Source organism: Mesorhizobium sp. M1428, from assembly GCF_040317515.1.
Taxonomy (GTDB): Bacteria; Pseudomonadota; Alphaproteobacteria; order Rhizobiales; family Rhizobiaceae; genus Mesorhizobium.
The window spans coordinates 1-13,541 of record NZ_JAMYKT010000030.1; the positions used below are offsets into that span (position 1 = coordinate 1).

Annotated in this window: 13 protein-coding genes; 7 read left to right on the forward strand and 6 right to left on the reverse strand. The window is 64.4% G+C overall.

Annotated elements, in window-relative coordinates:
• Window positions 1-284 precede the first annotated feature (284 nt).
• Window positions 285-734 (reverse strand): baeRF12 domain-containing protein, encoded by a 450-nt coding sequence (locus NKG60_RS27640; protein WP_352665655.1) that lies wholly within the window; start codon window positions 732-734, stop codon window positions 285-287.
• Between the two features lie 441 nt (window positions 735-1,175).
• Between NKG60_RS27640 and cysG the strand changes: the two genes are divergently transcribed.
• The 6 genes from cysG to NKG60_RS27670 all read left to right on the forward strand — a co-directional run bounded on the left by cysG (window position 1,176) and on the right by NKG60_RS27670 (window position 6,764).
• Window positions 1,176-2,627 carry a siroheme synthase CysG gene (gene cysG / locus NKG60_RS27645; protein WP_352665654.1) on the forward strand — a complete coding sequence of 484 codons (1,452 nt, stop codon included), beginning with the start codon at window positions 1,176-1,178 and terminating at the stop codon, window positions 2,625-2,627.
• Window positions 2,624-2,929: a DUF2849 domain-containing protein gene (locus tag NKG60_RS27650; protein ID WP_352665653.1), complete on the forward strand. Its 306-nt coding sequence runs from the start codon at window positions 2,624-2,626 to the stop codon at window positions 2,927-2,929. The genes cysG and NKG60_RS27650 overlap by 4 nt, the downstream gene beginning before the upstream one ends.
• Window positions 2,930-3,002: 73 nt before the next feature.
• Window positions 3,003-4,673, forward strand: coding sequence for a nitrite/sulfite reductase (locus tag NKG60_RS27655; protein ID WP_352665652.1), 1,671 nt, complete (start codon window positions 3,003-3,005; stop codon window positions 4,671-4,673).
• Window positions 4,648-5,412, forward strand: a complete 765-nt coding sequence (locus tag NKG60_RS27660) for a phosphoadenylyl-sulfate reductase (RefSeq protein WP_352665651.1) — start codon at window positions 4,648-4,650, stop codon at window positions 5,410-5,412. The genes NKG60_RS27655 and NKG60_RS27660 overlap by 26 nt, the downstream gene beginning before the upstream one ends.
• Window positions 5,413-5,470: 58 nt before the next feature.
• The gene (locus NKG60_RS27665; RefSeq protein WP_352665650.1) at window positions 5,471-6,007 is read left to right on the forward strand and encodes a DUF934 domain-containing protein; all 537 of its coding nucleotides are present in this window, start codon (window positions 5,471-5,473) and stop codon (window positions 6,005-6,007) included.
• A 136-nt stretch (window positions 6,008-6,143) separates the two neighbouring features.
• Window positions 6,144-6,764, forward strand: coding sequence for a DJ-1/PfpI family protein (locus tag NKG60_RS27670; protein WP_352665649.1), 621 nt, complete (start codon window positions 6,144-6,146; stop codon window positions 6,762-6,764).
• A gap of 43 nt (window positions 6,765-6,807) precedes the next feature.
• On the opposite strand, the gene NKG60_RS27675 is transcribed toward NKG60_RS27670, so the two are convergent.
• On the reverse strand, window positions 6,808-7,830 hold the full coding sequence (locus NKG60_RS27675) for a fatty acid desaturase (protein ID WP_023675248.1): 1,023 nt from the start codon (window positions 7,828-7,830) through the stop codon (window positions 6,808-6,810).
• 126 nt (window positions 7,831-7,956) lie between these two features.
• On the reverse strand, window positions 7,957-8,160 hold the full coding sequence (locus tag NKG60_RS27680; RefSeq protein ID WP_023675249.1) for a hypothetical protein: 204 nt from the start codon (window positions 8,158-8,160) through the stop codon (window positions 7,957-7,959).
• A gap of 237 nt (window positions 8,161-8,397) precedes the next feature.
• Between NKG60_RS27680 and grpE the strand changes: the two genes are divergently transcribed.
• The gene (grpE, locus tag NKG60_RS27685; RefSeq protein WP_023675250.1) at window positions 8,398-9,033 is read left to right on the forward strand and encodes a nucleotide exchange factor GrpE; all 636 of its coding nucleotides are present in this window, start codon (window positions 8,398-8,400) and stop codon (window positions 9,031-9,033) included.
• A gap of 112 nt (window positions 9,034-9,145) precedes the next feature.
• On the opposite strand, the gene olsB is transcribed toward grpE, so the two are convergent.
• From olsB to acuI, 3 genes are all read right to left on the reverse strand, one after another.
• On the reverse strand, window positions 9,146-10,021 hold the full coding sequence (gene olsB / locus NKG60_RS27690) for a l-ornithine N(alpha)-acyltransferase (protein ID WP_292664606.1): 876 nt from the start codon (window positions 10,019-10,021) through the stop codon (window positions 9,146-9,148).
• Window positions 10,022-10,170: 149 nt separating this feature from the next.
• Window positions 10,171-12,459: a PAS domain-containing hybrid sensor histidine kinase/response regulator gene (locus NKG60_RS27695; protein ID WP_352665648.1), complete on the reverse strand. Its 2,289-nt coding sequence runs from the start codon at window positions 12,457-12,459 to the stop codon at window positions 10,171-10,173.
• An 89-nt stretch (window positions 12,460-12,548) separates the two neighbouring features.
• Entirely contained in the window at window positions 12,549-13,538 is a 990-nt protein-coding gene (acuI, locus tag NKG60_RS27700) for an acrylyl-CoA reductase (NADPH) (protein ID WP_352976089.1), read from the reverse strand.
• Window positions 13,539-13,541: the final 3 nt, after the last annotated feature.

Consider the following 13,541-nt stretch of genomic DNA (forward strand, 5'->3'; position numbering starts at 1 on the left):
AGGTCATGCGCATCGGCCTCGCCGAATTCCACGCCATCAAGTACGGAACCAAACTCAATCTGCAAAATGTGTGAATCCGATAGGTGCAGAACGGGGGAGAAGGGGCTTGGACGCAACGCTGGCGACCCCCTCACCCCGTTCTTCACGGGGGTCCGAAGGACGGGCGAGACAAGCGGCTCGCCTCGGAATGGGTAAGGGTGAGGGGCGGCGCAAACCTGATGCGATTGCCCTGGCCTCTCCAGCCTGGCGACTAATTAGGAATTTGCGCGCTGCCGATGCCCCGATCAGGTCGCCTGCAGCAGGTTTTCGATATCGGGTATGCTGTGGTTGGTCAGCGTCTTTGGAATTTCCGCCATTATCTTGTCGATGACCTCCTTGTGCAGCTTCCTGCGCATGTCGCCCAGCACCGGCGGCGGCGCGATCAGCACGATCTCCTTGAAGGTGCCGCGATGCGCGAGTTTGTAGAGCCTGTCGGCAATCTCTTCGGCAAAACGCTCCTTGCCGAGACGGTGCCAGTCGGTGTCCTCGACCGCACTGCGATGGACGGAAGGGCCGTCGCTGTAGCGGCCGGGGCGATCCGTGCCTTGTTCCCGGGTTGCCGGATTTTCCTGCTCCATTTCGTGCACGACCTGAAGGTCGGGATATTGGACGTCTCCACGGTTCTCGAGGAACAGCGCCTTTTCCCCATCTGCCACCACGATCCACAGTCCGCGTTTCAGTCTGACGTTGCTCATGGGGCGCTCCTTTTTTGATTTTTCAAGCCCATCGCCAAGCCTTTGCCGCGGAGGCATGACCGGGCCTGGGCCCATAGGGCAAACGCGTGCCGAGGCGGGAATGTTCCGGTACTCGGACCCAGTATTCCGACAAGTGCCGGCGAGAGCGCCGGGCCGCCTTTGATGGCTCGGTTGGCATTCGGCGGCTTTAATCTACTAAATTGATAGAATTTAGAAAAATCTGTTTTGTAGCCGGCTCTGCCAGCCGCTAGAACGGCAGCGGATCAAGGGCCGCAACAGCAGCTTCAATCCGCTCCGCATTTGAATGTGGAATATTTTTCTCTTGGCCTTCATGCTTGCAGAAAAGAGATTGCCTGCTACGAAGCGATGCGCGAGTGGGTGCCTTCTGGTTTTTCGCGCCCGCGCGTAGAACTGATAAACGGTTCCAGGATTCCGCTCGTCATGCCGCAAGCCACGCCCAAGCTCAATGCCTTTCCCGTCTTCATGCGGGTCGAGGGCGAAGCCGTCGCCATCGTCGGCGGCGCAGAGGAAGCGCTGGCCAAGGCGCGGCTGCTCGCGCAGTCGAGCGCTGTGCTGCGCATCGTCGGCGATGCCGCAAGCGCCGATCTGCTGGCCTTTATCGCCGAGACGGGGGCCATCCACATTGCCGACGCCTACGATGCAGCACATCTCAATGGTGCGGTGATGGTGTTTGCCGCCAGCGGCAATGAGGCGCTCGACCGCCGCGTTGCCGGGGATGCGCGCCGGCTGGGCATTCCGGTCAATGCCGTCGACCGGCCGGAGCTCTGCGATTTCTTCACGCCGGCACTGGTCAACCGCGCACCGGTCGCCATCGCCATCGGCACCGAAGGCGCCGGCCCGGTGCTGGCGCAGATGCTGCGCAGCCGCATAGACCGCATGCTGGCGCCCTCGCTCGGTCCGCTCGCAGCCCTTGCCGCATCGTTTCGCGACGCCGCCGAAAAACTGCTGCCAAAAGGCAATGCCCGCCGCCGCTTCTGGAGCGATTTCTTTGGCGGCGCACCGGCGCGCGCCGTCGAGGCCGGCGAGCTTTCGCAGGCGCATGATGCGGCCGTTGGCCTGCTGCTTTCGAACGAACCGGCATCGGGCCATATCGCGCTTGTAGGCGCTGGTCCCGGCGCCGAGGACCTTTTGACGCTGCGCGCCCATCGCCTGCTGATGGAAGCCGACGTGATCGTCCATGACGCGCTGGTGCCGGAGGCGATCGTCGCCATGGGCCGCCGCGACGCCGAGCGCCTGCCGGTCGGCAAGCGCAAGGGCTGCCATTCCAAGAGCCAGGCCGAGATCAATGCGCTGCTGGTCGAGCTTGGCCACGCCGGCAAGCGCGTTGTGCGGCTGAAGTCCGGCGACCCGCTGGTGTTCGGCCGGGCCGGCGAGGAGATGGCGGCACTTCGCGATGCCGGCGTCGCCTACGAAGTGGTTCCGGGCGTCACCGCGGCCTTCGCCGCCGCCGCCGATTTCGAACTGCCGCTGACGCTGCGCGGCGTGTCGTCGTCTATGGTGTTCACCACCGGCCATGACCTCAAGGGAAATTCGCTGCCCGACTGGGCAAAGCTCGCCATTTCCGGCGCGACAGTCGCCGTCTATATGGGCCGCTCGGTCGCCGCCGAGGTCGCCGGCCGGCTGATCGAAGCCGGCCTGTCGCCGGATACCGCCGTCGCCGTGGTCGAGAACGCCAGCCTTGCCAACCGCCGCCGTTTCCACGGCACGCTCGCCGACCTGCCGTCGCTGGAGGCACGCGCCGACCTCAGCGGCCCGGTGATGACCATCATCGGCGACGCGGTCGCCGGCGCCAATTTCGAACGGTCCGAGCCGCTGGCGGCACACAGGCAGGAAGGCGTGGCCCGTGCTGCCGCGCAAGGAGTGAACCAATGAAAGTCCTGACCGCGAACCGCCTCGCCGACGGCATAGCCGTCTGGTACGCCAATGGCGGCTGGGCCGAGACCATCGACCATGCCGACATCGCCCATGACAAGGCGGCCGAGGACCGGCTGGAGGCGATTGGCGCCAAGGCTTCCGCCGCCAACGAGGTCGTTGACGTCAACCTGATCGACGTAATCGTGGCCAACGGCGTGGTCGAGGCGGTTCGGCTGCGGGAAAAGATCCGTGCCGCCGGCCCGACGACCCGCAACGATCTGGGCAAGCAGGCCCGTCCGCAAGCCGCACGCGCGGCATAGATGACACAAGCATGATCCCGATCATGCTCGAACGAAGAAAATAACGGGCGGACGCGCCCGGAAAGACCTGAATATGTACCGTTACGATGAGTTCGACCACGATTTCGTCAAGGCCCGCGCCGCCGAGTTCAGCGACCAGGTCGCGCGGCGGCTTGCCGGCGAGATCACCGAGGACCAGTTCCGGCCGCTGCGCCTGATGAACGGCGTCTATCTGCAGCTGCACGCCTATATGCTGCGCATCGCGGTGCCCTACGGCACGCTGAACAGCAAGCAGCTGCGCATGCTCGGTCATATCGCCCGCAAATACGACAAGGGTTACGGGCATTTCACGACGCGCCAGAACATCCAGTTCAACTGGCCGGCGCTGTCGGACATTCCGGCGATCCTGGCGGATTTGGCAAGCGTCGAGATGCACGCCATCCAGACCAGCGGCAACTGCATTCGCAACGTCACCGCCGACCACTTCGCCGGCGCCGCCGCCGACGAGGTTGCCGATCCGCGCCCCTATGCCGAAATCCTGCGGCAATGGTCGTCGGTGCATCCGGAATTCTCGTTCCTGCCGCGCAAGTTCAAGATCGCCGTGACCGGCGCCGAGCGCGACCGCGCCGCCATCCAGACGCACGACATCGGCCTGCACCTGAAGAAGAACGCCGCCGGTGAGCTCGGTTTCGCCGTCTATGTCGGCGGCGGCCAGGGCCGCACGCCGATGGTGGCCAAGAAGATCCGCGACTTCCTGCCCGAAGCGGATCTGTTGTCCTACTGCACGGCGATCCTGCGCGTTTACAATCTCTACGGCCGTCGCGACAACAAGTTCAAGGCGCGCATCAAGATCCTCGTCCATGAGACCGGCGTCGAGGAGATCACCCGCCAGGTCGAAGCCGAATGGCAGGAATTGAAAGACGCCGAGCTGAAGCTGCCGGAAGAAGACATCCGAGCCATCGACGCTTATTTCGCGCCGCCGGCGCTTGTCGACCGGCCGGAAGGCGACGAGGCGGTCAAGCTTGCCCGGCTCGACTCCAAGAGCTTTTCCGAATGGCTGGACCAGAATGTGGTCACCCATCGCCATCCCGACTACGCGGCGGTGACCATCTCGCTTAAGGGCATCGGCGAGACGCCGGGCGACGCCTCCGACAGCCAGATGGAAGCGGTCGCCGACATTGCCGAAAAATATTCATTCGACGAGCTGCGCGTCAGTCACGAGCAGAACCTGATCCTGCCGCATGTGGCGCGGGCCGACCTCAAGGCGGTCTACGACGCGCTTGTCGATATCGGGCTGGCGACGGCCAATTCCAACCTGATCAGCGACATCATCTCCTGTCCCGGCCTCGATTATTGCGCGCTGGCGACGGCGCGCTCGATTCCCGTGGCGCAGGAAATTTCGCGGCGCTTCGCCTCGCTGGAGCGCCAGCGCGAGATCGGCGAATTGAAGCTGAAGATTTCCGGCTGCATCAATGCGTGCGGCCATCACCATGTCGGCCATATCGGCATCCTCGGCGTCGAGAAGAAAGGCGCCGAGCTCTACCAGGTGACGCTCGGCGGCTCGGCCGACGAGAACACCTCGGTCGGCGAGATCATCGGTCGCGGCTTCAGTTCGGAAGAGATCACCGATGCCATCGAGCAGATCGTCGAGACCTATCTCGGGCTTCGGCTGGACAGAAACGAACGATTCATCGACGCCTACCGCCGAGTCGGTCCCGCGCCGTTCAAGGAGGCACTCTATGCTGGCGAAACCAAGGCCGCTTGACCGGATCGTCGACGTCGAGGCCGGCATCGCCGCCCAAGCGGCAGGTCTCGACGCGCTCTATGGCCATCTGAAGCCGCTGGAGATCATCGAGCGGTCGGCCCGGGAATTCTTTCACGGCGAAATCGCCGCCGTCTCGTCCTTCGGCGCGGATTCGGCGGTGCTGCTGCACATGATCGCCGAGATCGACCGCACGCTGCCGGTGATCTTTCTCGACACCGGCAAGCATTTCGAGGAGACGCTCGGCTATCGTGACGCGCTGGTCGCCGATTTCGGGCTGACCGATATCCGGGTGATCAAGCCCGACGATGCGGCGCTGGCAAGGATCGACCCGACCGGCAATCTGAACGAGACCGATACCGACGCCTGCTGCGACGTGCGCAAGGTCGAGCCGCTGGCGCGCGGCGTCGAGCCGTTCCGCGCCTGGTTCACCGGCCGCAAGCGCTTCCAGGCGGCGACCCGGGCAGCGCTTCCGGTGTTCGAGGCGGTCGGCTCGCGTATCCGTATCAATCCGCTGGCGCACTGGACGACATCGGACCAGGCCGGCTACATGCGCGCACATGCGCTGCGTGAAAACCCGCTGGTCGCCTATGGCTATCTGTCGATCGGCTGCTTCCCATGCACGCAGCCGGTGCAGCCGGGCGACGACGCGCGCAGCGGCCGCTGGGCCGGGCACGCCAAGACCGAATGCGGCATCCATTTGTCGGGGCTGGAAAGGTCGCTGACCGACGCCTCGCTTTAGGGTCTTTTTTGGGATCCAGGATTTTTGGCATTCAGATTTTGGACTTGGGAATTTCTTGATGAGCGACTTGATAGCCGAAAACGCCACGCGGCTGTGGACACCGGATGGGTTCCGCGAGGACGAGTGGGTTCATGCCGAAAGCGCCGAGGCGCTGGTCGGCAATGGCCGCGTCATCCTGCCGCTGCAGGCGTTTCTCGGCCTCGATCCGGAGGTGCGGCGGTCGGCAAAGGAACGCATCGGCGTGCTGCTGCAGCCCGGCGACCAGCTCGAAAAGATCGCCGGCCTGCTCGATCAGCTGTCGCTGGTGGCGCTGGCCTTCCCGGCGTTCAATGACGGCCGCTCGTTCTCCAAGGGCGAATTGCTGCGCAGCCGTTACCACTTCGCCGGCGCCATGCGCGCCACCGGGCAGGTGCTGGTCGACCAGCTGCCGCACATGCTGCGCCTCGGCTTCGACGAATTCGAGATCTCGCACCCGGTGCTGCTGAAGCGGCTCGAGCAAGGCCGCACCGGCGGACTGCCGCTGTCCTACCAACCGTCGGTGAAGCCGGAGGCCAAAGGCCCGAAATATTCCTGGCGGCGGGTGCGCGCCGGCTGATCCGCTCCAGGTGTCAGAAGCCCTATCTGGTCGGACCACATTCCCGATTCAGCCTTTTATTTTGCGCCTCTCCGCCTTACGATAGGCCCATTATTTCGCGATCCGAATAAATGTGGCCACAAGGGAGGAACCGGATATGGCTGGCAAGAAGATATTGATGCTCGTTGGCGAGTTCAGCGAGGAATACGAGATTTTCGTCTTTGAACAGGCCATGCACGCCGTGGGCCACACCGTCCATGTCGTCTGTCCCGACAAGAAGGCCGGCGATATCTTGAAGACCTCGCTGCACGACTTCGAAGGCCACCAGACCTATACGGAAAAGCTCGGCCACGACTACATCCTCAACAAGACGTTTTCAGAGGTCAACCCGGCCGAATACGACGCCGTCTATGCGGCGGGCGGGCGCGGGCCGGAATATATCCGCATCGACAAGCGCGTGCAGGCGCTGGTGCGGCATTTCCATGAAACGGGCAAGCCGATCTTCACCATCTGCCACGGCGTGCAGATCCTGATTGCAGTCGACGGCGTGGTGCGCGGCCGCGAGGTTGCGGCGCTGCAATATTGCGAGCCGGAAGTCACGCTGGCCGGCGGCATCTATATCGATGTTGCGCCGACCGGCGCTCATGTCGACGGCAATCTTGTGTCGGCCAAGGGCTGGCCGGGCCTTGCCGCCTTCATGCGCGAATGCCTGAAAGTGCTGGGCACCGAGATCCGCCAGGGCGAAATCCTGATGCGCGACCAACGCCGGGCGGCTTAAGCTCGGAATTTGGAGCCGCCGCACTCTTCGTGCGGCGGTGCGTCTACACGGCCATCCGCGCTTCGCGGAATGATACCAGTTTGCTGCGGCTCTCGTCCCACAGCGCCAGCTTGACGCAGCGCAGGCTGTCGAGGAGCGTGACGCGGCCGATCTCACGCAGCTCCGGATAGTCCCTCAGCACTTCCGGAAGCCGATAGCATGGCACCTTGGCCGAGAGGTGGTGCACATGGTGGACGCCGATATTGCCGGTGATCCAGTTCAGCACCGGCGGCAGGTCGTAATAGGACGAACCGTGCAGGGCAGCGTGCTGGAATTCCCACTCGGAGTCCTTTGTCCACTCCGTCTCCTCGAACTGGTGCTGGACATAAAACAGCCAGATGCCGGCCGATCCGGCGAGGATGACGATCGGCAAATGCACGACCAGGAACGCGCCAGGGCCAACGAACCAGATGAGCAGCGCGGCGATGACCGCGATGGCGAGATTGGTCGACATCGACGACACCCAGGGGGTGAGGCCGCCCCGCATCATGCCCAAGGGCAGTCTCTGCTCGAAAATGAAGATCCATATCGGGCCAAGGCCAAACATCACCAGCGGATGGCGATAGAGGCGATAGGCGAGCCGGCCCCGCCACGACAGTTGCCGGTATTCGGCGACGGTCAGTGTCTTGATGTCGCCGGTGCCGCGCTCGTCGAGATTGCCGGCGCTGGCGTGATGGGTTGCGTGGGCGCGACGCCAGCAATCGTAAGGCGTCAGCGTCAGCACGCCAAGCACGCGGCCGATCCAGTCGTCGGCATAGCGGTTGGCAAAGAAGGACCCGTGGCCGCAATCGTGCTGGATCATGAAGATCCGCACCAGAAAGCCGGCTGCCGGAAGGATGAGGACCAGACCCCACCAATGGCCATAGGCATAGGCGGCCGAGGACAGTGCCCACAGCGTGGCGAAGGGGATGAGGGTGATGGCGAGTTCGACGGCGCTGCGACGCCTGTCGGGCTTTTTATAGCGCGACAGGATTTTCAACCAGGCGCGCTTGCTGTTTGCCACAGCTTCGGGGGAAATCATGTTCATCATGAAACATAGGCGGAGCAGGGCGCTGCCGCAAGGCGGAGATCACGCAAAGTTACTGCGCGTAAATGTCGCGCGATGGCAAGGAATGCCGGCCACAACCGCCGGGCGCGGCGCCGGCAACGGCGCCTACCGACGGCGCCCGCCTGCGACCACCTTGGCTTCCACGCCGTCCAGGCGGTCGAGCAATTCCTTCAGACGGTCGGGAATATCGGACTCCGTGCGGAAAGCCGGCAAGGTGCGCAGAAAGCGCTTGGTCGCCTCGGTGCCGAGCTGGCGCCGGATATCGGCGGCGAGCCCGTCGCGTTTTTCGCCGTTCCTGCGGGGCATCATCTCAAAATCCTGTGTCGGCTTCGAAACTCTTCCAAGGGAGGAATGGTTCCCGCATTGTAGTAGCCTGGCAAGCAAAGCCGGCGGTCACGGTAAAGTTTGAATTAAAATCGAAAGGTTTGCGCGGCCCGCCATCAGGCCGCGACAGCGGCTGCAGTAGCGCTTGCCCCTTGATTTTTGGCCGCTAAACCTCGATATCGGGCGCAAATCCACACCATTCGAAAATGACGGGAAACGGCGATGAGCGACCAGGCAAAAGACGAACGCGCGCCCGACGAAGCCGAGAAGACCGAGGCTGCCGCGGAGCCAAGGGAAGGCGGCGTCGACGGCGACTATGAAGCGCTTGTGCGGCTTCTGAAGGAAAACGAAGAGCTGAAGGATCGCGCACTGCGCGTCGCGGCCGACATGGAGAATTTGCGCCGCCGTACCGCCCGCGACGTCCACGATGCGCGCGCCTATGCGGTCGCCAACTTTGCCCGCGACATGCTTTCGGTGTCAGACAATCTGCGCCGTGCCCTGGATGCCATCCCGGAGGAGGCCAAAGCTTCGGGCGATGCCGGGTTCAAAGCGCTGATCGACGGCGTTGAGATCACCGAGCGCGCCATGCTGTCGGCGCTGGAACGTCACGGCGTGAAGAAGCTCGAACCCGAGGGCGAGAAATTCGATCCGAATTTCCACCAGGCGATGTTCGAGGTGCCCAATCCCGACGTGCCGGCCAACACGGTCGTGCAAGTCGTGCAGCCCGGCTATTCGATCGGCGAGCGCGTGTTGCGGCCGGCCATGGTCGGCGTGGCCAAGGGCGGCCCCAAGCATGTAGCAAGCGAAGCACCGGTCGAGCCGGGGCCGGTCAATGAGCAGGCCGAGAAGGATGCGTAAGTTAGGGGAGTAGGGGAATAGGGCAGTACGGGAGTAGGGAATAACGCTACGTCGGGTAAGGTAGAGCAATTGCCTACTCCGGCCGTTGCCTTCTCTCCGCCTACTCCCCTACTCAGGCCGCAAACCGCTGCGCTTCTCCGCCATAATAATTGACGTAGCGGGCGCCGATCTCCTTGACCGGCATCACCACGAACACGTCGACCGTCGAGAATTCACGGTCGATGACGCAGCCGTCGCCGATGCGCGCGCCGACGCGCAGATAACCCTTGACCAGCGGCGGCATCGCGGCGATCGCCGCCTTGGCATTGACGGCCTCGATCGGCATCAGATCCATGGAACAATAGCGCCCGGCGACGGCACGCACGTCCCACGATGAATTCGTCCGGCAGTGGTGGGCAAGATAGGTCAGCGCCTCGGCATGTGCCGCCGGCACGGTGCCGTGGAACGACGCGCAACCGGTCATCACGCCGATGCCGTAATGGTTGATATAGGCCCAGATGCCTTGCCACAGCGCCTCGATGGTGCGCTTCGAGCGGTATTCCGGCAGAACGCAGGAGCGGCCGAGCTCGAGGAAGCGCTGGCCGGGATGCCGCGCGATCAGCTTGGTCAGCTCGAATTCGCCTTCGGAATAGAAGCCGCCGGCCGCCGCGGCAATCTCCTGCCGCAGCAGGCGGTAGGTGCCGACGATGCGGCGATGTTCGGGGCCGGAAAGCGAAGTATCGAAGACCAGCAGATGGTCGCAGAGGGGATCGAAGCGATCGGCATCGCGGCGGTCCTGCATCTGGAACAGGTCCTTCCTGGCACCAAGCTCGTCGTAGAACACCCGGTAGCGCACTTCCTGCGCGGCAGCGATCTCGGCCTCGTTGCGGGCGAGCCGCACTTCGAGATTGCCGATGCGGCCGAGCGATGCGCCTTTTATGACGGCATCGGCGTTCCGGCCGACGAGCAAAGGCCCGCTGGCGTTCGGCCGAGCATCACATTCCGGCATGACTGTATGCACGAGTGATTCTCCTTCGAGCCATCCCTCTTGGCACGGGGATACGGTGTAGGTGCAACAGGATTGTGACAGTACCGTGATACGGCTCTGCGGGCAATACTTCGTCGGCTGGGTAATCTATCGACCGTCTAGGTTGTGCCTCAGGCGGCCGCTTGCCCTTCGACCGCATGAACCAGGGCATCGGGGTCAAGCGGCTTGGTGACGAAGCCGCTGGCACCGTGAGCGAGCACGGCGTGGCGGGTCTTTTCCTGGCTGTCGGCCGACAGCACCATGATCGGTACCGGCGGCACCGCGGTCTCCTCCTCATGGCGGCGGATGGCGGCGATGGCGTCCAGACCGTCCATGACAGGCATATGCAAGTCCATCAGCACCACGTCGTAGCGGTGCTTGTGGCCGGTGCTGATGACCGCCTCGACGGCGGCCTTGCCGTTGCCAACCACTTTGACGCGATGCCCGGCCTTCAGCAGCGTGGCGCGAGCCAGCATGGCGTTGATGTCGTTGTCCTCGGCGATCAGCACCGACAGGCCTTGCTGGCGGCCGCCAATGGCGTGCCCAGCCAGCGCGCCGCGCTTTTGCAGCTGCGGCTCGGCGATGACCGGCGCATGGCTGGTCAACAGGACACGCAGCAGTGTTTCGCCGCGCACAGGCCTTGCCAGGAAGGTGGCGTAACCGTTGGCACGGAACTCGCCAAGCATGCCGCGGTCGGTCGGCGCGATCAGCGTCACCGCCTCGCAATCGGCAAATCCGCTCTGGCGCAGGCGCCTGAGCAGCCTGCCGTCGCTTTGCTCCATGGCAGCATCGATCAGCAGCACGTCACAGCTCTCGGCGAAAGCGGTGGCCTGGGCGGCGGCGGCGGCCAGATCGACCGTGCCGCCATTGGCGCGAATGGTGCGGGCGAGGGCTTCGGCCTCGACCAGGTTCTTCGATACGATCACCGCATGCCGGCCCGAAAGGGCGTCCTGGCGGATCTGCGGCGCCTCGACGGCGGAAATAGCGGGAATCTCGAAGACGAATTCGGACCCCTGGCCAAGCCGGCTCGACACGGAGATGGTGCCGCCCATGGCGGTCACCAGGCGCTTGGAAATGGCAAGACCGAGGCCGGCACCGCCATGCGCACGGGTCGAGGTGCCGTCAGCCTGTTCGAAGTCCTCGAATATGCGCTCCATGTCCTCCTCGCGCAGACCGGGGCCGGTGTCGGTGATGGTGAAGCGGATGCGGTCGGTGGATTCGGTGCGGACGCGGCCGATGCTCGCCAGGACGCCGCCGCTGTCGGTGAACTTGACGGCGTTGCCGATGAGGTTGAGCAGCACCTGCCTGACCCTGCCGGGGTCGGCGGTGATCAGCTGCGGCACGTCGGGTTCGACATGACAACCGAGGCCGATATCCTTGGCAAAAACCCGCGCCGCCAAAAGCTCGACGACATTGTCGGCGATCTCGCGCACCGACATCGGCTGCGGTTCGGGATCGAAGCGGCCGGCCTCGATCTTGGAGTAGTCGAGCAGGTCCTCGATCAGCGCCAGCAGCGCGCTGGCCGAGGTCGAGATGGCGCCGACATAGGTCCGCTGCTCGGGCGAAAGGCTGGTGTCGGCGAGGAGCCGGGCCATGCCCATGATGCCGTTCATCGGCGTGCGGATCTCGTGGCTGACGGTGGCGAGGAAGCGCGATTTGGCCTGGCTCGCATATTCGGCCCGCTCGCGGGCGGTGATCAGCGAGGATTCGGCGCGCTTGCGGGCGGTGATGTCGCGGGCGATGGCGCGATGCGAGACGGCGCCGCTGTCCTTGTCGCGCACCGACAGCTCGATCCAAGAGAACCAGCGTGGGCCGTCCGGCGTGCGAATGGCGACATCGGTGGAACTCAGGCATTCATGGTCGGAAAAGGCGGCGTCGGGAACGATGCCGACATCGATGCCCAGTTCGGCCAGGGTCTTGCCGGCGAGGTCGCGCTGGTCGGTTTCGACAAGGTCGGCGAAAACCTTGTTGGCGTAGACGATATGGCCGTCGCGGTCGCGGTGGACGACGAGATCGCCGAGTGCATCGATCAGCCCGCGAAAGCGCTCCTCGCTCTCCTGCATCTCCCACATGCGGTCGGCCAGTGTCTCGATTTCGGCGCGGCTGCGGGCGGTCGTGGCATCGAGCAGGGCCACCGCGCGGCGCTCGGTACGCCTGTTGCGCAGATGCATGGCGAGCCCGGCGATGGCTGTCGCCAAAAGGCCGATGGTGATGAAGATCGGCGCCCCGGTCAGATGCGACAGGCCTGCCAGCACGACGATGGCGACGAGCGTCAGGAAGGGCAGGCCTTCGCGGTTGGCGGCCGGTAGTTCCGGCGCCAGCGGTGGCGCGGCGACAAGTTGCCGTCCTGGTGCCTCGGGGGCCGTCCCGTCGGCCCGTTCGGCTGGTTCCGCATCTCTGATGCCGGGTTCCGCAATCATACGGAACTCCTGCCAGACAGAGCTTATCGAAGGTTGTGGTTGATCGTTCGAATTTTAGCGGTCGCGCTCTTTTTTGTCCCTTTGGAGGCTCATATGTCCACCACCACGCGGCCGCGGATCTTACCCTCGACGATGTCATGCGCGGCGCCGATGATGCCGTCGAAGCCGATGCTCGTCGACAGGCTGGCAAGCTTTGCGTGATCGAGATCGGCGCCGATGCGGCGCCAGGCCTCGAGGCGGACCGCCTTGGGCGCCATCACCGAATCGATGCCGAGCAGCGAGACGCCGCGCAGGATGAAGGGGGCGACGCTTGCCGGCAGGTCCATGCCGCCGGCGAGGCCGCAAGCGGCGACGGCGCCGCCATAGGAGGTCATCGACAGAATGTTGGCCAGCGTGTGACTGCCGACCGCATCGACGCCGCCGGCCCAGCGTTCCTTGGCGAGTGGTTTTGCCGGCTGGGTAAGCTCGTCGCGTGAAATCACTTCCGCGGCGCCGAGGTCGGTTAGATAGGGGCTTTCGGCACTGCGACCGGTCGAGGCGACGACGTGATAGCCGAGGCTGGACAGGATCGAGACCGCGACCGAGCCGACGCCGCCGGCAGCGCCCGTCACCACCACCGGGCCGCGATCGGGCACGATGTCGTGGCGCTCCAGCGCGATGACGCAAAGCATGGCGGTGTAGCCGGCCGTGCCGACCGCCATCGCTTCATGCGGGCTCATGCCGTCCGGCAGCGGCACCAGCCAGTCGCCCTTGACGCGGGCGCGTCCGGCATAGGCGCCGAAATGCGTCTCGCCGACGCCCCAGCCGTTCAATATGACCTTGTCACCCTTGCGCCAGTCGGGATTGGAAGACGAGATGACGGTGCCGGCGAAATCGACGCCCGGCACCAGCGGCCAGCGGCGGATCACCGGCGCCTTGCCGGTGATTGCAAGGCCGTCCTTGTAGTTCACCGTCGTCGCCTCGACCGCGACGGTGACGTCGCCCTCCATCAGGTCTGCCTCGGTAAGCTCGGTCACCGCGACCGACTGGTTTTTCTCGGCGTCGCGCGAAACGAGGATGGCTTTGAAGGTTTCGGGCATTTT

Excerpts from the sequence above, each read along its gene's own strand:
- NKG60_RS27640 (WP_352665655.1), bottom strand. The coding sequence starts at position 734 with ATGAGCAACGTCAGACTGAAACGCGGACTGTGGATCGTGGTGGCAGAT.
- cysG (WP_352665654.1), top strand. The coding sequence starts at position 1,176 with ATGCCGCAAGCCACGCCCAAGCTCAATGCCTTTCCCGTCTTCATGCGG.
- NKG60_RS27650 (WP_352665653.1), top strand. The coding sequence starts at position 2,624 with ATGAAAGTCCTGACCGCGAACCGCCTCGCCGACGGCATAGCCGTCTGG.
- NKG60_RS27655 (WP_352665652.1), top strand. The coding sequence starts at position 3,003 with ATGTACCGTTACGATGAGTTCGACCACGATTTCGTCAAGGCCCGCGCC.
- NKG60_RS27660 (WP_352665651.1), top strand. The coding sequence starts at position 4,648 with ATGCTGGCGAAACCAAGGCCGCTTGACCGGATCGTCGACGTCGAGGCC.
- NKG60_RS27665 (WP_352665650.1), top strand. The coding sequence starts at position 5,471 with ATGAGCGACTTGATAGCCGAAAACGCCACGCGGCTGTGGACACCGGAT.
- NKG60_RS27670 (WP_352665649.1), top strand. The coding sequence starts at position 6,144 with ATGGCTGGCAAGAAGATATTGATGCTCGTTGGCGAGTTCAGCGAGGAA.
- NKG60_RS27675 (WP_023675248.1), bottom strand. The coding sequence starts at position 7,830 with ATGAACATGATTTCCCCCGAAGCTGTGGCAAACAGCAAGCGCGCCTGG.
- NKG60_RS27680 (WP_023675249.1), bottom strand. The coding sequence starts at position 8,160 with ATGATGCCCCGCAGGAACGGCGAAAAACGCGACGGGCTCGCCGCCGAT.
- grpE (WP_023675250.1), top strand. The coding sequence starts at position 8,398 with ATGAGCGACCAGGCAAAAGACGAACGCGCGCCCGACGAAGCCGAGAAG.
- olsB (WP_292664606.1), bottom strand. The coding sequence starts at position 10,021 with ATGCCGGAATGTGATGCTCGGCCGAACGCCAGCGGGCCTTTGCTCGTC.
- NKG60_RS27695 (WP_352665648.1), bottom strand. The coding sequence starts at position 12,459 with ATGATTGCGGAACCCGGCATCAGAGATGCGGAACCAGCCGAACGGGCC.
- acuI (WP_352976089.1), bottom strand. The coding sequence starts at position 13,538 with ATGCCCGAAACCTTCAAAGCCATCCTCGTTTCGCGCGACGCCGAGAAA.